This window comes from Bradyrhizobium sp. BWC-3-1 (genome assembly GCF_032917965.1).
In the GTDB taxonomy this organism is placed as follows: domain Bacteria; phylum Pseudomonadota; class Alphaproteobacteria; order Rhizobiales; family Xanthobacteraceae; genus Bradyrhizobium; species Bradyrhizobium canariense_D.
In genome coordinates this window covers 1,499,211-1,525,001 of record NZ_CP136625.1, presented here as the reverse complement: position 1 = coordinate 1,525,001, position 25,791 = coordinate 1,499,211, and the positions used below count along the sequence as shown (strand labels likewise).

Here is a 25,791-nt window from a genome sequence, read left to right as displayed (position 1 = left end):
GCGCTGGGGGACGTAGGACGGTGCCTCGTAATGGATCTAAGTCGCGTCAAACAACCTTCAGACGATCAATGGGGTCGTCTATGGGGATTTAATGTTTGGCACCCGTACTTTCAAGGACTTGGCCGTAGTAAAAATACCACACCACACAATCTAGACGTGAGTTCCCTGATATTCGAATCTCAAGAGGCAAACTGATCTCTATCGACCTGCAAAGCCTTCTGAGCTACCGAGCCGAAACTCTTTCGAATTGCTCGTCAAGAGCACCATCGCATTTGTAACTCTGCTTGCGTCGAGATTCCTGGACTGGGTCCAACGAGCGCGATGGCGCCCCCAATCACGGTCGAGAATGCCGCGTTCGAGTCGACTCTTGTGTAATTGGCGTGCTGCGCCGCGAACTCTCAGGTCAGCAGGCTCTCGATTATCCAATCATCGCCAACGGCATTAGCACCGCTCGTCACCGCTGCCGCCGATTGCTTCACCGTGTCGCCAGCCGCGGCGTTCTACCGCGCGAGCGGTTTAGTCCTTTGGCGGGGAGCAGAAATGGCAACTGCTCCGCCCGGCCACGATGGACAGGCAAGCCGCTACAGATTGCTGTGGTTGGCATGGCGGGCACAACGGAGGCGACGACGCGGCCAAGGTCTCACCGTAAGGACCTTCGATGTCGGAGTTCCGCCCAAAGGACTAAACCGCTCGCGCGGTAGAACGCCGCGGCTGGCGACACGGCGAAGCAATAGGCGACAACTCATCGTGACGAGCGGGGCAATTAGCCCGTAGCTGGCGATGATCCGATGATCGAGGACGTGCTGATCTGGAAGTTCGTGGCGGAGCACCAACCATTGCACAAGAGCCAACTCGAACCCTCGATCGCGATTGTGTGCAACGTCGCGCTCGTTGGACCCAGTCCAGGAATCTCGACGTAAGCAGGGTTACAAATGCGGTGATGCTCTTGACGAGCAGTTCGAAACAGTTTCGGCTCTGATAGCTCCGGGGGCTTTCCAGCCGCCAGAGATCAGTTTGCCTCATGGCCTTCGAATATCGAGGAGCTCACGTTTAGATTGTGTGGTGTGGTATTTTTGCTATAGCCAAGCCATTGAAAGTAGAGGTGCCGCCAAACATTAAATCCCCATAGGCGATCGTCCTGATCGTCTGAAGGTTGTTCGACGCGACTAGCTCGATCACGCGGCATTGTCCTACGTCCCCCCAGCGCGGTTTCCTCCTTTGGAGGCTTTCGGACGCCGGCCCCCGTGTGCGCGGCAACACCGTCATGGGGCCGGCATCCGAAACCCTTCACAGAAGCGGACATTCGGGCTGGCCTTCAGCAAGTCCGCTTTGTGCACAACACAAGGCGACATGCCAATGGGCAGGGAATGCTCCGATGAGCGGCAGTGGTGGCATCGTAGACACGATCGAACCCACAGGGCGTTACCAGCGGCACTTGGCGGCCAAGCAGGCTCACCGTCGATCAGGCGAAGGGGCGACCCCGTTGGCTTCGCTGGTAGCGGATGTCAAAAACTCATTTAGCAGGTGTCGCTTGATCCTGATCGGTTCACGCTCGCCTTGGGAAGCGAGCAAGAGAACGCGCTCGGCAACTTCGTTGCTGCTGACGAGTGAATGACGGACTGGAAAGAACGTCGTCTAGAACGTAAGCGTCGTTGTCAGGCCACGGCTTTGAGGGCTTGAGCGCGGTAGGCCCAGGGCAGTAGCAGGTCGATGTCGCGGTTTGGATGTCCGTTGACGATCCTGGTCAGGACGTCGGTGAGGTAGGCGAGCGGATCGACGTCGTTGATCTTGCAGGTCTCGACCAAGGAAGCGATGACCGCCCAATGCTCGGCGCCGCCGTCGGATCCTGCAAATAGTGCATTCTTGCGGCAAAGTTTGATACCGCGGATTGATCGCTCGATGGTGTTGTTATCGAGTTCGATCCGGCCATCGTCAATGAAGCGCGTCAGTCCTTGCCAGCGCGAGAGAGCATAGCGGATGGCCTCGGCGAGCTTGATCTTCTGGCTGATGAGAGCCAGCTTGGCGCGCAGCCATACCTCAAAGGCATCGGCCAGTGGTCGGCTCTTCTGCTGCCGCACGAGGCGACGCTCCTCCGCGCTGCGGCCGCGAATCTCCTTCTCGATCGCATAGAATGCGGCGATGTGGTTGAGCGCCTCGCTTGCGATTGGAGCGGGGCCGGCTGTCGCGAGTTCGTAGAAGTTGCGCCGCATGTGCACCCAGCAGAAGGCGAGCTCGACTCCGCCGCGTTCGGCAAGCTTTGGATAGGCGTTGTAGCCATCGACCTGCAGGACGCCCTTGAAGCCGGCGAGATGGCTGAACAGCCGCTCGGCTTTGCGGTCGGGTGCATAGACATAGGCAATGCCGGGCGGATCGAGGCCGCCCCAGGGCCTGTCGTCGGCTGCATAGGCCCAGAGCTGGCCGGTCTTGGTGCGCCCTCGACCCGGATCGAGCACCGGCACCGTGGTCTCGTCGGCGAACAGCTTGGATCTCGCGCGAAGCAGAGCGAGAAGGCGCTCATGCAGCGGGCGCAGATGGAAGGCGGCATGCCCAACCCAGTCCGCCAGCGTCGATCGATCGAGAGCGATGCCTTGGCGGGCATAGATCTGGGCCTGCCGGTAGAGCGGCAGATGATCGGCATATTTGGACACCAGAACCTGGGCGACGGTTGCCTCCGTTGGCAGGCCGCCCTCGATCAGCCGGGCCGGAGCCTCGGCCTGCGTGACGCCATCTTCGCAGGCTCGGCAGGCGTATTTAGGACGCCGGGTGACGACAACGCGGAACTGCGCCGGCACCATGTCCAGCCGCTCGCTCCTGTCTTCACCGATCCGATGCAGTTCGCCCTGGCAGCAGGGGCAGGTCTTGTCGTCGAGGTCGACGACGACCTCGATCCGCGGCAGGTGGGCCGGCAGTGCTCCGCGATTGACGCGGCGCTTGCGTGCGCGCTCCGCCCGGCCTTCCGGGGCTGTCTCGTCCCGACCAGCCTCGGCAAAGGCTGCGACCTGTTGGACGTCATCGAGGCCCAGCAGCATCTGCTCCTCGGGAAGCGACTCTGCCTTCCGGCCAAAGCGGTGGCGTTGCAGCTCCTTGATAATCTGACGCAGCCGCTCGCTCTCGTGAAGCGCTGCCAGCAGCATCGCCTTGAGCGTCTCGGGATCATCAGGAAGGTTATCGCTCACAGGTAAATCAGAGCATATTCGCGCCCGCTTGACGACGTGCTCGATGCCCCTGATTCACTTCGCCGCAGCACGGCTCACAATTATCCGACTTGCGTCGGCACGACCGTCTCCCGTGCCGCGTGGACACGCCGCCAATCGAGCCCTTCGAGCAGCGCCGACAATTCCGCCGCCGACAAACGCATCACGCCATCCTCGATCTTCGGCCAGCGGAAGACGCCGTCTTCGAGCCGCTTGGCGAACAGGCACAAACCCGTACCATCCCAGAAGATCAGCTTGATCCGGTCGGCGCGCTTGGCACGGAACACATAAACAGCACCCGAGAACGGGTCAGCCTGCATGTGCTCGCGTACCAATATGGCAAGCCCCTCCATTCCCTTGCGGAAGTCGACCGGCTTGGTTGCCACCATCACCCGGACAGTTCCGGACGGGCCGATCACCGGCTTGCCTTCAGCGCATGGACGATGGCCGCAATCATCGCCACATCCGCGCCTCGGCCGACCCGGATAGTGACGCCCTCGGCTTCGATCTCGATGCCCCCGATATCCGGCTTGGCCTTGCGTCGCGCTGTCTTGCGCTCATGGCCAACAGCCACGGCCGGTACCAAGGCGTCTACCACCGCCGGTACAAACGGTGGATCGTCAGCCATCGGCGTCGGCAACCGGCGTGCTTGCCGGCGCCAGGTGAACACTTGTTGTGGGGTCAGCCCGTGTCGCCGGGCAATCTCAGAAACGACGGCGCCCGAGACCAGCGTCTCCTCGACAATCCGGGCCTTGTCGTCCTTGGAGAACCAACGACGGCGTCCCGTCTCCGTGATCACTTCCAGCCGGCGCGCCGTCACGTCCGATCTAAGCGTATGGTCAAGCATAGACACAAGCCGATCCCTTCAAAGAGATCGTGAAACTCGCCTATCCCATGTGCCGCGAGAAGGTGGGAGCGGAACGACGCTTACTCTAGAACGTCGCGTAGCAAATGTACTGTTGCCGTGTCGTATGCCATGCGCCAAATACCCCGCTTCTCGAAACAATATGCGGGCGTCGCCGGGCTCGAAATAAGCGTCCCGGCAGCGCTTATTCTCTAACTGAGCGCTGAAATCCCAGTTGTCCTGAATTATGCAATGGTCATGCCACAAGTTTGTGACGCCGGTTCGCGCGGGGGCTCCCATGCTGCAGTCCAACGGTCGACCAGAAGCCCCCGCTCGCGATTTGATGCACGTTGGCGGGCATTTGGTTCCCTGCAAGGAATTGCCACTAAACATCTGAGCCGGGTGTTGCGGCTTGGCTACATCAACCTGCAGGCGAACGGGATACCATTGATTCCTTAGGTGGGCGTCGTGCCTTTTTTAAACTTCTTTCTGGGGAGATTTCTCGTAATGAAAAAGCTTCTGATTGTGGCGGCCGGGATGATGGCCGTCGCTCTATCCGGCCCTGCGTCGGCGGCTGATTTGGCGGCTCGCCCCTACACCAAGGCGCCGCCGCCGGTGGTCGCTCCGATCTATGACTGGACAGGTTTCTACATCGGCGCCAACGGCGGCTGGGGCCAAACCCACAGCTGTGTGGATTTCGTTACGCTCGCAGGGACAGTTGCGGGCGGTTGCGCTGATCGCTCCGGAGGTCTTGTTGGCGGACAGATCGGGTATCGCTGGCAAACCAATCAGTTTGTGTTGGGACTGGAAGCACAGGGCGATTGGGCTGACATCAAGAATACGCGCGTCAGCCTGATCGATCCGCTGATTTCGACCACAGGGAAAACCGATGGCATTGGCCTCTTCACGGCCCAACTCGGTTGGGCATGGAACGCATCGCTGCTCTACGTGAAGGGCGGCGCGGCCGTCACTCACAATCGCTTTGACGTGTTCAACAACATCACCGGGGTCGGCCTCGCCTCGGCAAGTCACACGCGCTGGGGCGGCGCCCTTGGCGTGGGCTGGGAATATGGTTTCGCACCGAACTGGTCGGTCGGTGTTGAATACGACCATCTCTGGATGGGCCGCGACAATACCTCCTTCGCAGGCGTGGTCACGCCCGGAGGGGTCACCCTCTTGGGCGACGGGGTCCGCCAGGACGTGGACATGGTCACCCTGCGCTTTAACTATCGCTTCGGCGGCTTGGGAACACCTCCTATCGCCGCGAGATACTGACTTCATCTCGACGCTTTTGTCAGCACAATGGGCCGGGCATTTTGCCCGGCTTTTTGTTTGACGCCCATGTCAGAGAAAGTTGCAAGGCGCTGCATCAGATCCGACAGTTGCGGAACGCCTCAATGCGGCATTCGAGACTGGCGAGCCGATATTTGTCGTGCGATTGAGGATGCGGCCCGCCTGCACGACATTTCGGAGCTCGCGCGAGGTTCTGGGATCACACGAACTAGCTTTTACCGCGCGTTCGCAGGCGGCGAAGCAAATCCGAATTCAGCACCGTCTTGAGCGTTTTGCACGCAATGGGGTTTCAGTTGCACGTCGACCCTGCGCGTGCACGCTCAGGCGAGGACGACGCATGACAAAGGCTCAAGCGTCGGCCCCACTTCCACATCGGGTCAACGAACGGAATCGGAAGTCGCGGCCTTGCGGCGGGATGTCTGCTTTGCCCCGGATCGTGTTGAAAAAGTCTTTTTGGGGTGACGAACGAAATTTTTTAGAGCTGCTGATGCGTTTTACGCGCGGCGACTTGAGGGACCATATCGGTTCGTCCAAAATCGACCACGGACCTTCGTAGCGGAGCTGAATAGCGACGCAGGAGCAGAGAGGTCTAGAAATCTACTTTCGCGAGAATTTCAGGCTCGTTCGATTTTCGATACTTTTGCAACAATATCCCCCGGTGAGCGGACATAGTGGTCGTGAGCGTCGAGGTGATAACACGCTGCGCGGACCGACGCGGCCACCCTGCGCACAGTCCGGTCGTCCGGGTACCTCTGGGCATGTCAACCTCCGCAGGGACCGCGCGACCGCGACCTTTGAGGGTATTTGGGGTTTTTGATTTTCGAATTTCCTTTCGTACCATCTCCCACACAAAGGCTGGTGCGCGATATGGAGCCTACCGGCCGTGGGCGCTCAAGCAGCAGAGCAAGTAAGCCCGACAGGACCATAAACCTTTGTATCGTTCCATCACCCCTTACGTTCAATTGAGCCGCTGATCGCGATCGTCTAGCTAAGGGTATGCGGTAGCTCCCTGCTATCGTTGCCCTCCTTGGGCGTTTCCTCCCTAGACTTGGGCCGCTTGTGGCAACGCAGGCGGCCTCCCTTTGGTATGGCCGTCACGTCCCGCAGCAATTCGCGATCTGTCATGTCGCCGTCTTCTCCCTGGGAGGGTGGCGATCACGCCACCAGCGGTGCGACGCATGATGGCGATCATCGCGATGTACCCGAAGAACGATACGCTCGGCGAGCGGCTCAGGCTGTACGTCGAGGAGTGCTTCCATGCTGCTTTCAGCTCGGCGACCTCTCGATAGTGCTCTTCGACGCCGGGAACGTCGAGATTCTCAGGCAGGACCTCGTCCTGCGGGAAGCGCGAGAGATCAACGCCGAGATTTTAGGACAAAGTCGAGAGACCGGACTCTGGATGCGCCAATTTGTGGAGCTGATCGTGTAGCGCCTTGGCCTGCTTCTCCGTATCGCCAATGACCGGGACCATGCCGGGCAACACCTTGACTGTATCAGAGTCGCGACCGAAACGGACCGCGCGGGCGCGCAAGTCGTTGCGGAATTCGACAGCGACATCGATGAGGCCCGGCGTCACGAAAATGATCTCCGCCCAACGCCCCGCAAAATCGCGGCCGTGATCGGAAGCCCCAGCCTGGATGAAGACCGGGCCCCCTGCGGCGGCCGGCTGACATTGAGCGGGCCTTGCACGTTGAACCATTTGCCGGAATGGTCGATCCGGTGCACCCGCGCAGAGTCGGCGAACAGCGGCGTCTGGCGATCCCGGACCAGCGCACCATCCTCCCACGAATTCCACAGTTTGGTCACGACCTCGAGAAATTCGTCGGCGCGCTCGTAGCGCTCCTTGCGTGAGAGCTGCTCGGTCAGGCCGAAATTGCGCGCCTCCGCCTCCTGGAACGAGGTGACGATGTTCCAGGCGGCGCGGCCACCGCTGAGATGGTCGAGCGTCGCGAGCGCCCGCGCCAGGGCATAGGGCTGGGCGTAGGTTGTCGAAATGGTCGCGCCGAGACCGAGATGCTTGGTCACACCCAACGGACGACGGCAGCCACATCAACATCAACGAGACGATCGACGCCAGCGTATTCAAGCGGTGGCGCGCCGACCCGACCTACCGCCCGAAGAATCTCGTGGAATGGGCACAGCGCAAGAAAGCCGATCCTGCCCGGCTGCAGACTTCCGTGCGTGCTGACGATCCCGCGACTGAAGTGCCCGAATAGGACGGCAAGCCAGGTAGATAGCCGAAGACGCAGTTCCGGTTATTGATTTGTCGGACTGAAAGCGAGAAGCGCTCCCCGCGGGCCCCAGGACGGTCGAACCGGTTCGTCCTTTTTGTACGCCACAGCCACCCACAGCCATACCTGCGCGCTTGATGTCTTGCTTGCCGGAGAAGTCTACGACCTTATTGCCTCAGACCATCATGGGGCGCAAGCATGCGCGGCAAGGACGAAAAGACGCCGGTCGAAGCATTTGGATTGCCAGGCACTACACAAATGTCGTGTGCCGCTAAGCGCCCTCGCAAGAACCGCGGCACACCGCCGCCCGCGACGTTCGATATCGATACGCTGCCCTGTAGCTCCAATTTGACGGCATTAGAGACGGCCGCGGTCATCCGGCGCACGCCTGGCGCGCTGGAGCAGTGGCGGCGCGATCCAAACCACCCGCTGAAATGGCGCTACGTCGATGGCCGGCCACTCTATCGTGTCGACGCGGTGCGCGACTACCTGTCCCAGTGCGACAAGACCACTAAGGCGCCTCAGCCGCATAATGCTCACGGAGACGGCCGAGGAGCTCTGCCTTGATCGGGTCAAGTGGATTCGTCCGCTGAAGGCGCACGATTTTGCCGACCCGTTTCGCGCCGACCAACTCCGCAATGTAGTCGTGAGCAGCTTCAAAGGCCATCTTGCGGATGATCCACTGTTCGTCGTGATTGTAGACCTGATCGATTCCGCTGGGCTTTTGCCCAACACATAGACGCTGGATTTCGTTGTCGTAGCCACAGCGTGACATGATGGTACGCAAGCTGCGCCTTAAGTCGTGCATGGTGAACTTGGCGACGCTCGCTTCCTTGACCAAGCGGTTGACCATCTTGGTGAAGCCGGACATCTGGCCGCCGGTCTTTGGCGACGGGAAGACATAGTCAGAGGTTGCCCGCTGGAAATGTTTCGCGGCCGTGAGCACCTCGTCAACCAGGTGAGTGCGCGGCACATCGTGGTGCAGTCCCATCTTGGTCCACGCCGCATCGAAGGTGATCCGGTCGTCCATGATGTGCTTTTGCCACTCGATCATGGTTGGTTCGCTGCGACGCGGGCCACCGAGTAGGCACATGCGTGTCAACAGCCCAAAAGCCCCGAGTTTGCCGGATGCATGCCAAACCTTGATGATCTCCTCATCGATCAGCGAGCGGCCCTTCGTTCGGCGCCCGACCCTCTGTGCACGGGTTTCCTTGGGCGCGCGATAGCCGGCGAGCACGTTGTGCGCCACATAACCTTCCCCTACACACCATTCGAGGAAGGTATGCGTGTGCTTGCGCACGTCCTTGGCGGCGCCGCGCTTACCGATCTTGGCGATCCTGTCCACCGAAGGACGTCGCGCGGCGGCTGCTCAACAACACCTGCCAGCAGCGCACCGGCAGGCATGAAGAAGACGGCTGCTGGCCGGCGTTCGACACGCCGTAACCTGCTTCCATATCGCCGATCCGATCTCTTGGCGCCTGGATGTCCGGATGGCCCCGAAGTATCACCCTACGCCCTTGTCGGGCGGCGACCGAAAGGCTCTGGCGAAAGAACTCGGCAAGGCACGCGCCATGGCCAACATCCTGGCCGCCCAATCGGGAGAGATGCGAGCTAAGGGCGAGGCGATGATCCAGCAAGCTGACAGGCTGCTTTGCGAAAGCTGGAACGATCGGATGTGGAGCGACGGCGAGCCGATCGATCCGTCGCCCACCATCGACCAGGCCGTGAATGGAGGCTTCCCCTGGCTGGAGATCAGATGCGCGCGCTGCAAGACGCCGAGTGACGTCGACCTCGCGGCGATGAAGCACCCGCCGACGACCTTCGTGCACGATCTCGCCGGGCGGCTACGCTGCCGCAAATGCGCCAAGGCCGGCCGGCGTCCTTCCGCGACTCTGCTACAATTGGCCTGGCAGCCACGCCACTCTCGAACCGAAGCCTGACTGATGTGCTGGTGTGGACGGCCTCGCATCCCCACGGTTTGATGGCGCTCTCGGCGTCACAGAAGATGAGAGGAAAGTCTAATGAATATTCCCGTTCGTATCGGCATGGATACTTCGAAGTCGGTGTTCCAGCTTCACGGTGTTGATGAGAATGAGGTAGTGGTCGTTCGGCGTCAGTTTCGGCGAGCCGAGATGATCCGCTACTTCGAACGGATTCCGCCAGTTCTCGTCGCCATAGAGTCTTGCGGCAGCTCGCATCATTGGGGGCGCCTGCTGCAATCGTTTGGACACGAGGTAAAGCTAATCCCACCTCAGTATGTGAAGGCCTACGTGAAGCGCGGCAAAAACGACGCGGCCGACGCCGAGGCGCTGTGCGAGGCGGTCACCCGGCCCAGCATGCGGTTCGTACCGGTAAAATCGAAGGAACAGCAAGCGGCTTGCATGTTGATGACCGTCCGAGAACGCCTGGTCACCGTGAAGTCTCAGCTCTCCAATGCTTTCAGAAGCTATGCCGCTGAGTTTGGTATCGTCGGCCCCGCTGGCCGGCAGAACGTAGCCGCACTCATCAAACGTGTGCTGGAAGACGATAGCCTGCCGGAAATGGCGCGGGATCTCTTCCGATTTCAGGCGGACGAGTATGCCGCGGTTGAAGCCCGCCTGGCGAAGATCGAGGCCAAGCTGATGAAGTGGCATCGCGAGGATGAGATCAGCAGGCGCATTGCGACAATTCCCGGCATCGGTCCGATTGGGGCGTCGATGCTCAGCATGAAGGCACCACCGCCCGAGACGTTCAGATCGGGGCGCGACTTTGCGGCATGGCTCGGACTGACACCCAAGGATCATTCAACTGGCGGCCGGCAAAGACTCGGCGGAATCACAAAGGCTGGAGACTCTGTACTGCGATCGACGTTGATTGTCGGTGCCACCGCACTGCTGAGGCACGTCCGCAAGGGTCGTCATAAGCCAACACCATGGCTCGCCTCACTGCTGGAGCGAAAGCCGCCGAAGTTGGTTGCGGTGGCATTGGCCAACAAGTTTGCCCGCATCGCTTGGCGCTTGATGATATCGGGCGGCGTGTACAATCAGCGGGTAGCAGCCATGCCGACTTGATCTGAAATCGGACCGCGAGCGAGGTTGCTCGTCGGATTAACCACGAACTTGCAGGACGCAGTAGATGGAAGGACCGATCGGTCGATACGCGCGAGCTTCCGAAGATTACACTGGCACCACGAGTGTCGCCCATGTGCTTGGAGCGTGCGTAGCGAACACCATCTTGGCCAGCGGACTTTGTCCGCGCAAACAGGCCGGACATCTGATAGCAAGCGATCTGGCCAGAAGTCTGCTACAATCCTGACAAGTGGGGGGCCGTCCACATCTGCAATCTCTATTCGATCACGACAAACCAGGCCGCCATCAGTGCGCTGTTTCGCGTCGTGAACCGATAGGTCGGCAATCTGGCGCCGATGCCCAGCGTGTTTCCGGATTACCAGGCGCCGATCGTTCGTAACGGAGCCGAAGGTCGCGAGCTCGTCACGGCGCGGTGGGGGATGCCGTCATCATCAATGGCGTTGATGGACGCCACCAGGAAGCGAGCCGAAAAGCTGCACGCCAAGGGCACGACAGTGGATTTCAAAGAACTGCTCAGAATGGAGCCGGACGGCGGCACGACCAACATCCGCAACGTGAAGAGCAAACACTGGACGCGATGGCTGGAAACGGCGAACCGCTGTGTGGTCCCGTTCAACTCCTTCAGCGAGTTCAACAAGGCCGAAGGCGGCGACATTTGGATCGCCTTCGACGGATCTCGTCCCCTCACCTGCTTCGCCGGCATCTGGACCAACTGGACGTCTGTCCGGAAGGTCAAGGAAGGCGCGACCACCAACGACCTCTACGCGTTCCTGACGACCGAGCCAAACGCCGAGGTCGGCGCCATCCACCCCAAGGCGATGCCAGTGATCCTGACGACGCCGGTGGAAGTCGAGATGACCGCTTCTCCGGACGACGCCTTGAAGCTGCAGCGTCCCCTGCCGGACGGGTCACTGCGGATCGTCGTGCGCGGCGTCAAGGAGGATCCGACCAGGCCGCCGGCGTGACCGGCGGAAACGACGACGGAATCGGGCACGCCTCGCCAGCGCAAGATCATCCACATGGACGCGTTCTACGCATCGGTCGAGCAGCGGGATAATCCGGATCTCCGCCGCAAGCCGGTCGCGGTCGGCGATTCGCGCGAGCGCGGCGGCGTCGTCGCCGCCGCCAGCTACGAAGCCCGGAAGTCCGGCGTCAGTCACGATGCACCTGACATAACGCTCGTCGCCGAGTGAGCGATCGAAGAGCCCGGTTTCGGCACGTTGGCGATAGTCGCAATCGTCGCTGGACTAATCACGCAGCTCGAGAACGTGAAATAGAACGCCTCGCCGGCGCTGACCGAACACCTACCGCGCTAGTTCACCGTCTAGCAGCTAGGGCGATATGGTAATGCGCCAAGGCCGTCCCGATTGTGAATTCTGGCACCAAGATTGGAGGAGCGGTGCTCGCCTCGATGATGTAGGCACTCTCTATCAGGCCTCTTGCTTTGATTTTGTCGATGACCCAGTTTGGCACTTTGTCGCGCGAGGTCCCGTGGCTCTGTGTGCCATCGCGATTTATAATCGAAACATCGTTCTTCTTCAGCATGATGTGTACGTGATTTTGCATACCCATCACATGCGCAGGATCGGCGCGATAGCTCCACCCTTGTTGCAGCTCAACCGGTTTGCCGCCCTCAACAAGGAACGCGGCATTTTGAGCCGCTTCGAGATCATCGGTCCGGTAGAAGATGAAGAGGTTGGCATCCACGCTCATTTCTTGCCTTGCTGAACGTTGAACTGCTCGATCATCGCAAGTGCACCGCGCATCAGCGCGTCAACTTGATCTTGTGTGAGCACATATTGCGGCACATAGCGCAGACCATTTGGGTCCATTCCCGCAATTGGCCAAGCGCAGAACCCGCGTCCACGACCGTATTCTTTCTCGATATACTTCGACAGCAGTCGTTGGGTCCCAGCATCAGCGGTCCGGAACACGGACACATCGGCAAGATAGTCGCCATGGACGATCCATGTATGCCCATTCCAGTCGAGATTCGATTTCGAGAAGAGCTCCCTGCCGTCAAACTTCTTATTTTCTCCGAAGATGCGCTTGTCACCGAGATAAAGCGAGCCGGCCACTACGTAGCCCGGCTGAGCACCCAACCGTTCGAGCACACTCGAATAGGCCGCGCTCATCAAAGCGCATTGGCCCGCCATGCGGCCGGGGAACAGGCCTAAAACTTTGAGGGCAGCATCGCGCAGCACGAGCTTCTCTGCTTCGCTGACCGTGAACTTGCTCCACGATTCGGCAACGTCCGCGTCGAATGACGCTGTTATCAGAGTTCGCAAATCCTCAGGCATTCCGCCCCATTCACGCCAACCGCGCAACCATGTATAGCATGATCAGAGCAGTACTGGTACGTGTCAATTTCGCAGTTCGATATCCGGATTTTCGGGATCAAGCTCGGTGAGCAGCCACGTTGCGGCACCCCACGGGAAGAACAGTTTGACGGCGGGCTTGAAGTCGATGCTTTCTTCGCGCCCCGCATTGGCGCGCCCGTTCGCGAGCATCGTCTTGCGGATTTCATCGGTGAGTAAATTCAACTTCGCCTCCTTGCTTTTTGGGTGCAGCTGCTGCTGCACCCCTGCCCGTTGGCGAAACCCGTGGGTAGCAAGCGCAAGGAGGCTCCAGATGCGTAGCGCCGAAGGTCCGCACGGCCTCGCGCTTGCGGTAGACGTGCGGAGGCGGCGCGAAGCGTCTGGATGCCTTGCGCGCGCGAGGGCCGGCAGCCCTTAGCTCTTGGCTGATATAAAAAGCGAGCCGCGCGCCGCTCTCCTTATATCTGCGCAAGCGTGATCGAAGCCAAATGGCCGACACGCTCTATGCGGCTCGGTTCATATGTGGACGTATATGGACCCCGCCCGATTGCAACGACTGGCTTGATCAGGATCGACGGCCACAACTGCTGACGTATATCCGGCTTCTTGATGCGGCTGGACAACGTCTCCGCCGCGAGCCTGGATGGTTTTCGCCCGCTTCCACCTCAACGGCCCCGAGACATCGGCGCAAGCCGTGCCGGTCCACACATCAGGTTCGGGAAGCGACGGGGTGACCGTTTCGCCATCTCCTGCCATTTGTTGCAATTGCCGGTGAGACCTCCTTTCCTTGATTGCCGCTTCGCTTCAGGCCGCCTTCACCGAAAGCGCCGGCTCATAAGCCGCGCCGCCTGTGAGCATAGCCCACACGATCCGCGCGTTCTTGTTGGCAAGAGCCACGGCCGCGACATTGGGATGGCGCCGTTGCCGCATCTTGCCGAGCCAGAGGCTTCGCGGATCCTGCTTGCCATTAGCACGGCTTAAAGCGGCGCGAGCTCCGTGAATCATCAGCGTCCGCAGGTATCGATCGCCCCGTTTGCTGATGCCGAACAAGCGGGCCCGCCCTCCACTGGATCGCTGCTTGGGTACCAGACCAAGCCAAGCCGCGAACTGTCGGCCGTTCTTGAAACAGCTTCTATCGCCCACGGCGGCGACCAAGGCTGTTGCTGTCACAGGTCCGACGCCTTCGATTTTGCCGAGCCGCTGGCACTGCTCACTCGTACGGAAGATTTCCCTTATCCGCCGGTCATAGGCTGCAATGCGGGTATCAAGCTCGGACAACTCCTCTTGCAGTTCCCTCATGAGCGCTCGGAGCATCTCGCTGAGGTCGTCATTGATGTTTCCTACGATGACCGCGAGGCCACGCCGCAGCTGCGCGATGTCACGGGCAATGACAATCCCATGCTCGGACAGAAGACCGCGAATCTGATTGACGAGCCTGACTCGATCGGCGACCAGGCGCCGGCGAATGCGGTGGACGGCCTGTACCGCCAGCTGATCGGTTGATTTCGGTGGCACGAAGCGCATGGACGGACGACCGACCGCTTCGCAGATGGCTTCCGCATCGTTCTGGTCGTTTTTGTTCGACTTGACGTATGGTGTCACGAACTGAGGGCTGATTAGTCGGACCTGATGGCCAAGCTCCGTGAGCACGCGAGCCCAATAGTGTGCCCCGTTGGAAGCCTCCATGCCGACCAGGCAGGCCGGTAAATTGGCGAAAAAGCCGGCCACCGCATCGCGACGTAACCTCTTTCGCACAACGACTTTCCCGTGGTTGTCGACGCCGTGAACTTCGAAGACATACTTCGCCAGATCTAGACCTATCCGAACGACCTGCATAACATCCTCCTTCGCTGCAGTTGACGCTTGAGATTCCACCGCGGCAAGGGCGGGGTCCATACCATTGGCCCCCGACCTGCAAGGATTGGCTCTGGCAGCATGCTCGGATCGCTTGCGCTCATATGTCCGGCCTGTTTTCGGGTCTTGCGACCGTTGGCCAAGATGGGCTTCGCGGACAGTGAAATCCAAACACGAGAGCGGCATTTTCTGCCGGTAAACCGAACGGGGCATTTCACTGACCGGCTCGCGCCGAACGTACCACCTCTTCCTGTCATGCAAGTTCCGCCCCCAGCGTCAAACCTGCCGGTCTGGCGCCAAGCTCTGCATTTCGTTCAAGTCTATGTCGGCATCGACATGACGCTGCTTGCAGGTCGGTACCGCTCGCCGCTGACCATCAGTTTCCACGCAATCCGCGCCAGCTTGTTTGCCAACGCTATGGCCACCAGCTTTGGCGGCTTGCGTGCGATGATGTCTTTTAGCCAAGGCCAGGAGCGACTTTCCCGTCGGCGCCTTTCTGCGATCACAGCAGTCGCGCCAGCCACCAAAACGGTTCGCAACATGCCGTCACCGGCGCGTGTTATCACGCCGAGCCGGTTCTTTCCGGCCGTCGAGTGATTCTTTGGTGTCAGGCCAAGCCAGGCGGCAAAATTTCTTGCCGACTTAAACCCTCGTGCATCCACGACCTTGATCGACAGCAGCGTCGCGCCGATCGGACCAACGCCCGGGATAGCCGCCAGCCGTCGGCTCATCTCGTTACTCCGGTGTAGTTGCATGAGCTTCTTGTCGAGCTTGGCGATCTGGTTATCGACGCGCGTCAGTTCTGTTGCCAAAGCGTCCACCAACTCCTTCGTCAACTCGGGGACTGTCGCGTCGGCCTGGATGTCGATCAGCAATTGTTGAAGCCGCGAAAGCCCCTTGGGTGCTGTAAAGCCGAACTCCGCAGCGTAGCCGCGGATCGAGTTGGCGAGTTGGGTCCGCCTGCCGATGAACTGGTTGCGCACGCGCGCCAGCATCTGTGCGCCCTGCTGCTCGGGGCTTTTGATAGGCACAAAGTTCTTGCGCAGTTTCAGCCGGCTTGCCGCCTCGCAGATCGCCTCGGCGTCCGCAGCGTCGGATTTTCCGCGCTGCACATACGGTTTGACATATTGCGGCGGAATCATCGCCACCTCGTGCCCGAGCGATTGTAGCTCCCGCGCCCAATAGTGCGACGCCCCGCAAGCCTCCAGTGCGACAAGCACGGGCGGCAAACGACTGAAGAACTCCAAAACCTGACGGCGCCTCAACTTACGCCGTAAAACCGGCTGCTCGGTCCCGTCAACGCCGTGCAACTGAAATACACTCTTTGACGTATCCAAACCGATGCGAACAATCGTTTCCACGGGCGGCTCCTTCGTTTGGGGTCAGGGACGACCTCATCTTGCCACGCACTGTGGCGGAAGGGGGCCGTCCACCCCAACACGAGAGCACCGGTGCGGCAACGCCGCATGCGCCAACGGCCATCTTCGGTCATGGCTGTTTCTGGCATGGGCGAATCACTTAACCGGACGTGCTGCTATCTCCGCGTCTTTTGCGGGTCCAGGGACCTCTTTATGTTAAAGCCGCCTTGAAAGGCATTGCAAAAGCCCTTCAAAGAGATCCTTGACGAAAATTCCGCGCGCGGTTGACGGCCGTCTGAAAAACGGCGACAAAAAGAAATCCCCCCGCAAGGCAATTCTCGGAATTCTTAATGGAGAATTGCGCCATGCGAGAGCCAAAGCTTGAAGTCAGTCTGTGGGGTTTTAAGATTAGTGCGGTCGGCGCGCTGGCGGTTTGCGCCGCTGTGCTGATCTTTTTTGCGGCTCTGGCGCGGCATGGCGTTTCTAGCCATAGCCAAGGGCCAACTAGGTAAAACACCCAAAGGTGCTGCATGCCGAAGAGCGAAAGCACAAGACCGCTGCACTGTGTCGAGCTCGTCACGGGGAAGAACCTCACAGGAACGGTTCTGATCTCGGACAACGAGCTCCGCGCCGATATCTATAGCTACGACGGTCATTTTCATATCAAGGGCGAAGAGCCGGTTTTCTTGCAAACCGAGACGAACGAGATCGTCTCGCTGCACGCGAACGTTACGATGATCGCCGGGACGTCCTCACGCAGCATGCCGCCGCTACGGTCGACACGGCATCAGGAAATCCTTTCGAATGTCGCGGTCGCGGGCCACGACGCATGGACGGCCCAAGACGGCGTCCGGCAGGTTTGTTTCAACGTGAAGCATACGAGGCAACTGATGCGTCATGACGGCAAGGTCAGGACGATCGGCCGCACGCCGTTTCCCGAGCAGGATCAACTCACGATCTTCAACGACACGGCACAAGGCATGACGCTGCGCGCCTGGTACGGCGCGATCTACGGCGTGGAGCTGGAGGGACCCAAGGAGATCTGGCCGACCTTCGGGCTCGAATTTAACCAGCCGCAGAACATTCGGGACTACATCGGCTACGTCTCGGACTACGTCGATTTTTTATCGTTTTGCTTGGGCGTTCCTCTCGCGCCGTCTTCAATCCGCATCGATCGCCTTTCCTTCACCGAGATGATGAACGCTATCAAAAGGGACGAATATCCTGGCGACCACAAAGTACATTACGTCTGGCCGGAAGCGAAGGTCGACAATCGCGATCTTTGGGTCGGGAGTTCGCCCGTACGCTGCTGGGACGATGAGGAGCTAGGCGCCTTCCGCACATGTCTCGCCGCGTGGATGAACCGGGCATCGTCATGGCGGCGGCCGAATGCGCTGATGATGACGGCTTTTAGCCTGAAGAACGTGGTATCGTCCGAGCGGCTGTTGAACGCGTGCCGCTGGTTCGAGGAGATCCCGATCGGGAAGGCGCAGCCGGTGCTCTCGGCCTCGGATGTCGACGCGATCGCCGCCGTTGCGGCGGCAAAAGCGCAAGAGCTCGGTCATGACGCCGCGATCGGCGAGCGCGTTGCGGGCGCGGTCCGCTGGATCCGGTCGGAAACTACCGAACAGCAATTCAAGCGACTTATCGCGACCGTCGAAGCCAAATTCGGAAAGGGCGCCATGCCCAAGGAGGCGGTCGAGCATTTGAAGCGCGCGATAGGTTTTCGCGGCAAGAGCGCGCATGGTCACGTCAACCCGGAGAGCGACGCCGAATTCCGGGCCTTCTCGAAATCGACGCATGCGATGGAGTCGCTCTGCTACCTCCTGACCGCGCTCGAGTTGCCCGTCCCTGAAAAAGGCCTCTCACGGACCGGGGCGAACCGGGTCGTCCAAGACTACCGCAACGCTTACGACTAGGCTGCGGAACAGAGAATATCCAATGTACGCCAAGAACCTCGCCCGCATTTTAGGCCTTTTGTGTCAGGACAGTGATGTCTCACACAGCGTGCCGCGTGAATTCGATGATCGTTTCGACTCTTTGCGGCGTTACGGAAAGCTTCCGCGCGGGCGCGAGCGGCGCGAAGAGCAGCTGACCCCGCACCATATCGCCGCTGCCTTTTTTTTGTCTTGTCCCGCTCCATCCCGGATGGGCAGGGCACGTCGCCATCGTCCTCGGCGGCCTGCGCCCGGTCGGCGGCCCCGGCGCGTCGTTCTTAGGGGCCGAGACGATTAGCGACGTGGTCGGCATTCTCCTGGCTCAGGAAGAAGCGCGGAAGAGCTTTATCCGCATGACGCTGACCGTGGCAGAGACAGGCGTGAACAGCAACAGCGGCGCGGAGGTCGTTTACCTGCATGACGGGCAAAGGCGGCGAGCCTGTTTCGTGCTGGACGGCGCGATTTCGCTTCTCGCGCCCGGGGCCGAAAACGGCTTCGATCCCGATCGCAGCCGGATGAACGCGCCCGCAATGCGTGAGATGTCATTCAATCAGGAATTCTTTCGACGCCTTGCGCGCGAATGCGCGCTGGCCGAGCGCTTTGCGGCGCCGCCCGAAGGCGACGGCTCGGAATATAACGCCGAGGAAGCCGAGCGCATACGGTACCAGAAGCTCGGCGTGCGCAACAACTCCCGCTACCTTCATATCGGCGTCGATAACCAAGTCACATGGCCCAAGGAGGAGCGGCTTATCACCTTCGATCGATACCAGCTCGTCCTCATGCCCAAGACGAAAGAGCACGTGCAATCGGTTCACATTGATCTTGCCGCCAACCGGGTCGATAAGCGGACAGCCATGACGGTGGTCAATCGCTTCCTGAGCGTCATGGCGTGGTGCGACGACAACTTCGCGATTGCGGGATTTGGATGGTCGGGCAATCCCGTACCCGTTCCGGTGACCAAGCGCGACCTCGCCTTCACAACGGCAGTCCATTACATCTTCGACCGGAAGATCCCTGGCTCCGAAGAAGCACGTCGCGCACTTGCCCTCTTTCGCGAGGCGCGCAACGCGCAGCAGAATGGGTTCGTGAGCTACGCGGTGCTGAACTATTACAAGATCATTGAGATCCGGAACCACGGCAAGGAAGCGGCGCTAAAATGGTTTCTCACCAACTTTGAGGCATTGCAAGCAGCCTCAAAGAAAGACGATGATATTACCCGCTTCCTCGCCTTGTGTGGCAGCGAACCACCGCACAAATACATCCACGATTCCTGCCGCATTGCCGTCGCGCATGCCGGCAAGCTGTCAATCGGCGTTCGACTGGGGCTCTGACTCATATGTGGAACGGCCCGGGCTGCAAGATCTTTCTCTGGTTGAACAAGGGATGACGGTGCGGTCATATGTTCGGCCTGTGAAGCGGCGCCTGGCCGCTGGCCACGATGATATCCGCGGAAGCAATCGCCCAATCAATTTCTCGCGCTCGAAGCGCAGTGAGTCAGGCGGTCTGATTGCTACCGGGAATGACGTCATTCGGGGTTCATCCAGATTTGCACCTTGCCTCCTCGGCAGCGTTCTTCTTCCGCCGGAGAGCTCTTGAGATTAGGATTTCAGCATTGCGGCCGTCGCCTGATAGATGCCGCCTCTGACCAGCAAGGCCCAGATCGTGCGCGCAATCTTATTGGCGAGCGCGACCGATACGACCTTGACCGGCCGTCTTTGCAGCATGGTCCGAATCCAGAGTGGGACTTTCAAGCCTCGTTTAGCAAGCTTGATGATAGAGGTCGCACCAACGATCAAGAGCGTCCGTAGTTGCCGATTTCCACGCTTTGATATCGCGCCGAGCCTTTCTTTTCCGCCGCTCGACTGTGCCCTCGGTGTGAGCCCGGTCCAAGCCGCAAAATCTCGTGCAGTCGCAAAATTGCGAGCATCCAAAACCGATGTCCGAACGGTAGCGGCGATGAGAGGACCGACACCCGGAATGCTCATCAGACGCCTTGCATCGGGGTCCTTTCTGACGGCAACCAAAATCTCTCTGTCGAGCTTCTCTATGCGGGTTGTAAGCAGCTCAATCTGTTCAGCGAATAGAATCAGGGCAAAGCGGGCGGCGCCGGGGATCCTATTGTCTTTTTCGTCCCGGAGAAGCACCAGGAGTTTTGCGATGCTTGCCATGCCTGTGCCGGCGATAATGCCCAATTCGGCCATATGAGCACGTAGGGCATTTGCAGTCTGGCTGCGCTGCCTCATCAGCAGCTCTCGCGTTCGCAAAATCATGCTGGCCGCTTGTTGTTCGGCAGTCTTCACCGGTACGAACCGCATTGTCGGGCGGGTGACCGCCTCACAAATGGCTTCAGCATCCGCCACGTCGGTCTTGTTTCGTTTGACGTAAGGCTTCACGTAGGCTGGCGGCATCATGCGGACAGCGTGGCCCAGCGCCGCGATCTCGCGTGCCCAGTGATGGGCACTCGCACAGGCCTCCATACCTACCAAGCAAGCTGGAAGGCTCCGAAAGAAGGGCAGAACCTGCGATCGCCGCAATGTGCGACGAACCAAGACTTTCCCGTTTTCGGCGATGCCGTGAACTTGAAAGATCGACTTGGCCAAATCCAAACCCACTGTGATAATCTTCTCCATGGAACGGTCCTTCCTTTGTGGCGCCTCTCTACGCGACCACGTTAGGCACTTTTGATGCCGGTTCGAAGGGCCGTTCCACACCATCATTTCTGATGAAGTTCGCCGGCGACTGTGGTTCTTCAACGGAGAATCGGCGCCATGCGGACAGGCTTTCGAATTTCATCGCTAGTACCGAGTGGTTTGGTGTTTGTTGGTGTAAGTGACTCAATGGATTCGCTTATTCTGGCTGTTCGGTCGGAGGCTGCGGAGGCTCGGTGCCCTTTGTGCGCGACACTATCGCGCCGAGTCCATAGCCGCTACATCCGGCACGTGGCCGATTTGCCATCAGCGGGCAGAAAGGTGCGCCTCCGATTACTCACGCGGCGCTTCACATGCGAGGTGCCGCATTGCCGCCGGCGGATCTTCGCGGAGCGGTTCGGAGAAGACGTCGTTCCGCTTCGACGGCGTCGGACGGCACGGCTCGAACACATCGTCCATCACCTGGGGTTGGCGCTCGGCGGCCGGCCGGCAGCAAGCTTCGCCAAGCGGCTCATGCTGCCTGTCAGCAACGATACCTTGCTGCGGGTGGTCCGCCGGCGGGCGGCGATGCCGATGGATCCCTTGCTTGTTGTGGGTATTGATGACTGGGCGTTCCGGAGAAATCGTCGGTACGGGACCATCGTGTGCGATTTGGAGCGTCGGCGGATCGTTGCCTTGCTACCCGACCGGGAAATGGCGACCGTTCAGGCGTGGCTGTCGAAGCACCCGGGCATCAACATTGTGTCGCGAGATCGCGGTGGTGGATATGGCGAGGCAGCAGCCAAGGCGCTGCCGAACGCCATCCAGGTCGCCGACCGCTGGCATCTGATGGAAAACGCGAGCGCGGCCTTCCTTGAAGCGGTGCGCCGTTCGATGAGCAAAATCCGAGCCGCAATCGGGGCGACGACGATCGATCTTAAACTGCTGACCTGCGCGGAAAAGCTTCGCTATCAGGGTTATCTGCGGCGCCAGGACAGCCATGCCGCAATCGCGGCTCTTGTCAGCGACGGTGTGCCGCTCAAGGAGATCGTCCGCCGCACAGGACATAGTCGCAATCTGGTTCGCCAAATTAGTCGCGGCGGCGGTACGGATATCTTCCGCACCCGTCAAAGCACCCTGGATGGGCACCTGCCATTCCTGGACGCGCAGTGGTCAGGCGGCTGTCGTAACGGTGCCGAACTCTGGCGCCGTTTGAGAGGGCAAGGCTTTAAGGGATCGCTGCGCGTGGTGGCGGAATGGGCCACGCGACGGCGACGCGCCGAGACCATCAGCCGTCAACAATTGCAGAGGGTCCCCGCCGCCCGGACGATAGCGCAGTTGATGACGATGAAGCGGGACCACCTAACCAAGGCCGAGACCGTCACGGTTGCCGCTATTGAACAAAGCGTCCCGATGCTGGCCGATGCCAACGCTCTCGTTGGCCGCTTCCACGCGATGATCCGAAAGAGGGCCGAGATCGAGCTCGAACCTTGGATAGATGAATCCAAGCGGAGCCTCATTGGCTCGTTCGCGAATGGGATCGCCAACGACAAGGGCGCGGTGCACGCGGCTATCACGCAACCGTGGTCCAATGGCCAAGTGGAAGCTCAGATCACCAAGCTCAAGCTGGTCAAGCGGCAGATGTACGGGCGCGCTAAGCTCGATCTCCTTCAGGCTAGGCTGATTGGCGCGCCATAAAAACAAACACGATCATCGAATATGCGTCAGAGCCCGACTGGGACCCCCTATCGGCATCCAAAAGGGGCTCTGACGCAATTTTGGTGCAGCACTGGTCATGTGGCGCCGATTAGCCGAGCCTGTAGCAAGTCGAGCTTGGCGCGTCCGTACATCTGCCGTTTGACCAGTTTGAGCTTGGTGATCTGGCCCTCGGTCTGTCCGTTGGACCATGACGTCGCGATCGCTGCGCTGACAGCGGCCTTGTCCTTGATGACGCCATTGGCGAAGGACATGACGAGGCTTGCGCGCGCTCGTTCCAACCATGGTTCAAGCTCTACGTGAGCCTTCTTGCGGATCATCGCATGGAAAGCGGCTATGATCTCTCGAGCTTCCACCAAAAGAGGAACGCCTTGCTCGATCGCCGCAATGGTGACGGTTTCTGACTTTGATAGCGTATCGCGGCCATTGGTCATCAGGCGAGCGATCGTTCTCGCGGATGGTACGCGCTGCAGGCTCTGAGCATCGGGCATTTCGGCACGTCGACGGCGTGTCGTCCATTCGGTAACGACCCGCAGCGAGCCTCTAAATCCCTGCGCCTTGAGGCAACGCCAAAGGTCGGCGCCATTACAACGGCCAGCAGTCCACTGAGCGTCGAGCCACGGCAGGTAGTGCTCGAGCGAGCTCTCGCGCACCCTGAACACGTCGGATCGCTGACCTCGCAATACCCTGCGGATGAGGCCCCGGCTATGGCCGGTGAGCCGTACGATCTCCTTTATGGAGATGCCCGTCTCAGCCTGTTTGAGGATTGCCGCGTTGGTGTCTTCTCGCCGAAGATAGCCCTCATATTGAATGCGCTCGGCGGCGGTCAACAAGCTGGGATTTATGGTGGCGGAGCCGACCGCGATGCGGACCTGGCGCATGGATTTGCGAACCGCATCCAGGAAGGCGTGGCTGGCGTTCTCCATGAGGTGCCAACGGTCGGCGACCTGGGTGGCGTGCGGGAGTGCCTTGACCGCAGCAAGGGCGTAACCACCGCCGCGGTCGCGCGCGACCACAGCGATCTGTGGCTGGCCCGCGAGCCAGGCCTGCGCAGTGGCTGGCTCTCTGTCGGGTAAGAGAGTGATCGGTCGTCGCCGCTCGAGGTCGCAGATGATCGTTCCGTACCTCTGATTGCGCCGCCAGGCCCAATCGTCGATTCCGATCACGCTCGGCGGAGCAAAGGGCGGACACCCGCGCCTTCTAACCACCCGAAGCAATGTGTCGTTGCTTACGGGCAGCATAAGTCGACGGGCAAAACTCGCCGCCGGGCGGCCCCCCAAAGCAAGGCCAAGGTGATGGACGATTAGATCGAGCCGGGTCGTTCGCCGCGCCCACGGTGCCAGAGCTCCGTCATCGAAGCGCTCGGTGAAAATGCGCCGATCGCACAAAACAGTAACGCAGCGAAAGCGGCGCGCCACGACCACCAGGCGAACCTGCCGCCCCGCCAGCGGCAGATCAGTGAGGCGCCGCTGATATCGGCTATGAATCCTCTCTGAACTGGTCCCGCAACCGGGACAGAGACTCGTCCTGCTCGTGGGATGTACGGTGATCACGGTTGTAGCGCCACTACAAAAGGCGCTTTCCACGTCAAATCCGCGAGGGACCAAGACCGACGGACGTAGGGCTCGCTGCATCATATTGATTCCTTTGTGAAACCAACGCGAGCCGGCGCCTGAACTTCATCAAAAGTGATGGTGTGGAACGGCCCTTCGAACCGGCATCAAAAGTGCCTAACGTGGTCGCGTAGAGAGGCGCCACAAACGAAGGACCGTTCCATGGAGAAGATTATCACAGTGGGTTTGGATTTGGCCAAGTCGATCTTTCAAGTTCACGGCATCGCCGAAAACGGGAAAGTCTTGGTTCGTCGCACATTGCGGCGATCGCAGGTTCTGCCCTTCTTTCGGAGCCTTCCAGCTTGCGTGGTAGGTATGGAGGCCTGTGCGAGTGCCCATCACTGGGCACGCGAGATAGCGGCGTTGGGCCACTCTGTCCGCATGATGCCGCCAGCCTACGTGAAGCCTTACGTCAAACGAAACAAGACCGACGCGGCGGATGCTGAAGCCATTTGTGAGGCGGTCAACCGCCCGACAATGCGGTTCGTGCCCGTGAAGACTGCCGAACAACAAGCAGCCAGCATGATTTTGCGAACGCGAGAGATGCTGATGAAGCAGCGCAGCCAGACTGCAAATGCCCTGCGTGCCCATATGGCCGAATTGGGCATTATCGCTGGCACAGGCATGGCAAGCATCGCAAAACTCCTGGTGCTTCTCCGGGACGAAAAAGACAATAGGATTCCCGGCGCCGCCCGCTTTGCCCTGATCCTATTCGCTGAACAGATTGAGCTGCTTACAACCCGCATAGAGAAGCTCGACAGAGAGATTTTGGTTGCCGTCAGAAAGGACCCTGATGCAAGGCGTCTGATGAGCATTCCGGGTGTCGGTCCTCTCATCGCCGCTACCGTTCGGACATCCGTCGTGGATGCTCGCGATTTTGCGACTGCACGAGATTTTGCGGCTTGGACGGGGCTCACACCGAGGGCACAGTCGAGCGGCGGGAAAGAAAGGCTCGGCGCGATATCAAAGCGCGGAAATCGGCAACTACGGACGCTCCTGATCGTTGGTGCGACCTCTATCATCAAGCTTGCTAAACGAGGATTGAAAGTCCCACTCTGGATTCGGACCATGCTGCAAAGACGGCCGGTCAAGGTCGTATCGGTCGCGCTCGCTAATAAGATTGCGCGCACGATCTGGGCCTTGCTGGTCAGAGGCGGCAACTATCAGGCGCCGGCCGCAATGCTGAAATCCTAATCTCAAGAGCTCTCCGGCGGAAGAAGAACGCTGCCGAGGAGGCAAGGTGCAAATCTGGATGAACCCCGAATGACGTCATTCCCGGTAGCAATCAGACCGCCTGACTCACTGCGCTTCGAGCGCGAGAAATTGATTGGGCGATTGCTTCCGCGGATATCATCGTGGCCAGCGGCTAGGCGCCGCGTTCACAGGCCGAACATATGACCGCACCGTCATCCCTTGTTCAACCAGAGAAAGATCTTGCAGCCCGGGCCGTTCCACATATGAGTCAGAACCCCGATTGGATGCCGATCACCCCGAAAACGGGGGCCTTATTCCATGCCGAAACACAGGCAAGCACTCGAAGTCCGATCCCGACGACGCCCACGAGATCGTCCGTCTGCACACCGCCGCACGCGTCATGCATCTCCTGGTACGCCGCTTCATCGAGCAGGATTTTGGGATTTCGGACCTGATGTACTCGGGCGACTAAGTCGATTGACAGAATCGCGCTGCTATCTCCGGACCGCGCTCGCGTTGCCGATCTCGTAAGAAGGACCTTTCG

18 protein-coding genes and 4 pseudogenes are annotated in these 25,791 nt (G+C 59.9%); 10 read left to right on the top strand and 12 right to left on the bottom strand.

All coding sequences use genetic code 11. The annotated features are described in order from the left end of the window. Positions 1-1,655: 1,655 nt before the first annotated feature. From tnpC to tnpA, 3 genes are all read right to left on the bottom strand, one after another. Complete coding sequence (tnpC, locus tag RX329_RS07405; RefSeq protein WP_247904074.1) at positions 1,656-3,134, bottom strand: IS66 family transposase; 1,479 nt, start codon at positions 3,132-3,134, stop codon at positions 1,656-1,658. Between the two features lie 122 nt (positions 3,135-3,256). Then, entirely contained in the window at positions 3,257-3,613 is a 357-nt protein-coding gene (gene tnpB / locus RX329_RS07400; RefSeq protein WP_026233531.1) for an IS66 family insertion sequence element accessory protein TnpB, read from the bottom strand. Then, positions 3,610-4,041 carry an IS66-like element accessory protein TnpA gene (gene tnpA / locus RX329_RS07395; RefSeq protein ID WP_247476491.1) on the bottom strand — a complete coding sequence of 144 codons (432 nt, stop codon included), beginning with the start codon at positions 4,039-4,041 and terminating at the stop codon, positions 3,610-3,612. The genes tnpB and tnpA overlap by 4 nt, the downstream gene beginning before the upstream one ends. A gap of 504 nt (positions 4,042-4,545) precedes the next feature. Here tnpA and RX329_RS07390 point away from each other — a divergent pair. Then, positions 4,546-5,313, top strand: coding sequence for an outer membrane protein (locus tag RX329_RS07390; RefSeq protein WP_317245584.1), 768 nt, complete (start codon positions 4,546-4,548; stop codon positions 5,311-5,313). Between the two features lie 1,387 nt (positions 5,314-6,700). Here the strand turns inward: RX329_RS07390 and RX329_RS07385 are convergent. Further along, positions 6,701-7,356, bottom strand: a pseudogene (locus RX329_RS07385) (NtaA/DmoA family FMN-dependent monooxygenase). A gap of 717 nt (positions 7,357-8,073) precedes the next feature. Further along, a pseudogene (locus RX329_RS07380) lies at positions 8,074-8,910 on the bottom strand (tyrosine-type recombinase/integrase); the annotation flags it as partial. 142 nt (positions 8,911-9,052) lie between these two features. Here RX329_RS07380 and RX329_RS07375 point away from each other — a divergent pair. The 4 genes and pseudogenes from RX329_RS07375 to RX329_RS07360 all read left to right on the top strand — a co-directional run. Further along, positions 9,053-9,502 (top strand): hypothetical protein, encoded by a 450-nt coding sequence (locus RX329_RS07375; protein WP_317245583.1) that lies wholly within the window; start codon positions 9,053-9,055, stop codon positions 9,500-9,502. An 81-nt stretch (positions 9,503-9,583) separates the two neighbouring features. After that, on the top strand, positions 9,584-10,612 hold the full coding sequence (locus tag RX329_RS07370) for an IS110 family transposase (protein WP_317245582.1): 1,029 nt from the start codon (positions 9,584-9,586) through the stop codon (positions 10,610-10,612). 263 nt (positions 10,613-10,875) lie between these two features. Further along, positions 10,876-11,595, top strand: a pseudogene (locus tag RX329_RS07365) (SOS response-associated peptidase). Between the two features lie 54 nt (positions 11,596-11,649). After that, positions 11,650-11,808 (top strand): annotated as a pseudogene (locus tag RX329_RS07360) (DNA polymerase IV); the annotation flags it as partial. A 139-nt stretch (positions 11,809-11,947) separates the two neighbouring features. Here the strand turns inward: RX329_RS07360 and RX329_RS07355 are convergent. From RX329_RS07355 to RX329_RS07335, 5 genes are all read right to left on the bottom strand, one after another. After that, the gene (locus RX329_RS07355; protein WP_317245581.1) at positions 11,948-12,337 is read right to left on the bottom strand and encodes a hypothetical protein; all 390 of its coding nucleotides are present in this window, start codon (positions 12,335-12,337) and stop codon (positions 11,948-11,950) included. Between the two features lie 2 nt (positions 12,338-12,339). Continuing rightward, positions 12,340-12,930, bottom strand: a complete 591-nt coding sequence (locus RX329_RS07350; protein WP_317245580.1) for a hypothetical protein — start codon at positions 12,928-12,930, stop codon at positions 12,340-12,342. 63 nt (positions 12,931-12,993) lie between these two features. After that, positions 12,994-13,212, bottom strand: a complete 219-nt coding sequence (locus tag RX329_RS07345; protein WP_317245578.1) for a DUF2958 domain-containing protein — start codon at positions 13,210-13,212, stop codon at positions 12,994-12,996. A 540-nt stretch (positions 13,213-13,752) separates the two neighbouring features. Continuing rightward, entirely contained in the window at positions 13,753-14,784 is a 1,032-nt protein-coding gene (locus RX329_RS07340) for an IS110 family transposase (RefSeq protein ID WP_247296495.1), read from the bottom strand. 338 nt (positions 14,785-15,122) lie between these two features. Further along, positions 15,123-16,163 (bottom strand): IS110 family transposase, encoded by a 1,041-nt coding sequence (locus RX329_RS07335; protein WP_317245577.1) that lies wholly within the window; start codon positions 16,161-16,163, stop codon positions 15,123-15,125. A gap of 527 nt (positions 16,164-16,690) precedes the next feature. Here RX329_RS07335 and RX329_RS07330 point away from each other — a divergent pair. Then, positions 16,691-18,079: a hypothetical protein gene (locus RX329_RS07330; protein ID WP_317245576.1), complete on the top strand. Its 1,389-nt coding sequence runs from the start codon at positions 16,691-16,693 to the stop codon at positions 18,077-18,079. A 320-nt stretch (positions 18,080-18,399) separates the two neighbouring features. Then, on the top strand, positions 18,400-19,428 hold the full coding sequence (gene mauJ / locus RX329_RS07325; protein ID WP_317245575.1) for a methylamine utilization protein MauJ: 1,029 nt from the start codon (positions 18,400-18,402) through the stop codon (positions 19,426-19,428). Positions 19,429-19,695: 267 nt separating this feature from the next. On the opposite strand, the gene RX329_RS07320 is transcribed toward mauJ, so the two are convergent. Next, positions 19,696-20,727, bottom strand: a complete 1,032-nt coding sequence (locus RX329_RS07320; protein WP_317245574.1) for an IS110 family transposase — start codon at positions 20,725-20,727, stop codon at positions 19,696-19,698. 138 nt (positions 20,728-20,865) lie between these two features. Between RX329_RS07320 and RX329_RS07315 the strand changes: the two genes are divergently transcribed. Beyond that, positions 20,866-22,422 (top strand): ISL3 family transposase, encoded by a 1,557-nt coding sequence (locus RX329_RS07315; protein WP_317245573.1) that lies wholly within the window; start codon positions 20,866-20,868, stop codon positions 22,420-22,422. A gap of 95 nt (positions 22,423-22,517) precedes the next feature. Here RX329_RS07315 and RX329_RS07310 read toward each other — a convergent pair whose 3' ends face one another. Beyond that, positions 22,518-24,074, bottom strand: a complete 1,557-nt coding sequence (locus RX329_RS07310) for an ISL3 family transposase (protein WP_317246388.1) — start codon at positions 24,072-24,074, stop codon at positions 22,518-22,520. Between the two features lie 141 nt (positions 24,075-24,215). Here RX329_RS07310 and RX329_RS07305 point away from each other — a divergent pair, with 141 nt between their 5' ends. Both RX329_RS07305 and RX329_RS07300 read left to right on the top strand, forming a co-directional pair. Beyond that, positions 24,216-25,247: an IS110 family transposase gene (locus RX329_RS07305; protein ID WP_231188901.1), complete on the top strand. Its 1,032-nt coding sequence runs from the start codon at positions 24,216-24,218 to the stop codon at positions 25,245-25,247. 280 nt (positions 25,248-25,527) lie between these two features. Next, positions 25,528-25,719 carry a hypothetical protein gene (locus RX329_RS07300; protein ID WP_317245572.1) on the top strand — a complete coding sequence of 64 codons (192 nt, stop codon included), beginning with the start codon at positions 25,528-25,530 and terminating at the stop codon, positions 25,717-25,719. Positions 25,720-25,791: the final 72 nt, after the last annotated feature.

Bases quoted from the DNA above. Each gene is read 5' to 3' on its own strand.
- tnpC (WP_247904074.1), bottom strand. From the start codon at position 3,134: ATGCTGCTGGCAGCGCTTCACGAGAGCGAGCGGCTGCGTCAGATTATC.
- tnpA (WP_247476491.1), bottom strand. From the start codon at position 4,041: ATGCTTGACCATACGCTTAGATCGGACGTGACGGCGCGCCGGCTGGAA.
- RX329_RS07390 (WP_317245584.1), top strand. From the start codon at position 4,546: ATGAAAAAGCTTCTGATTGTGGCGGCCGGGATGATGGCCGTCGCTCTA.
- RX329_RS07375 (WP_317245583.1), top strand. From the start codon at position 9,053: ATGGCCCCGAAGTATCACCCTACGCCCTTGTCGGGCGGCGACCGAAAG.
- RX329_RS07370 (WP_317245582.1), top strand. From the start codon at position 9,584: ATGAATATTCCCGTTCGTATCGGCATGGATACTTCGAAGTCGGTGTTC.
- RX329_RS07350 (WP_317245580.1), bottom strand. From the start codon at position 12,930: ATGCCTGAGGATTTGCGAACTCTGATAACAGCGTCATTCGACGCGGAC.
- RX329_RS07340 (WP_247296495.1), bottom strand. From the start codon at position 14,784: ATGCAGGTCGTTCGGATAGGTCTAGATCTGGCGAAGTATGTCTTCGAA.
- RX329_RS07330 (WP_317245576.1), top strand. From the start codon at position 16,691: ATGCCGAAGAGCGAAAGCACAAGACCGCTGCACTGTGTCGAGCTCGTC.
- RX329_RS07320 (WP_317245574.1), bottom strand. From the start codon at position 20,727: ATGGAGAAGATTATCACAGTGGGTTTGGATTTGGCCAAGTCGATCTTT.
- RX329_RS07315 (WP_317245573.1), top strand. From the start codon at position 20,866: ATGCGGACAGGCTTTCGAATTTCATCGCTAGTACCGAGTGGTTTGGTG.
- RX329_RS07310 (WP_317246388.1), bottom strand. From the start codon at position 24,074: ATGCAGCGAGCCCTACGTCCGTCGGTCTTGGTCCCTCGCGGATTTGAC.
- RX329_RS07305 (WP_231188901.1), top strand. From the start codon at position 24,216: ATGGAGAAGATTATCACAGTGGGTTTGGATTTGGCCAAGTCGATCTTT.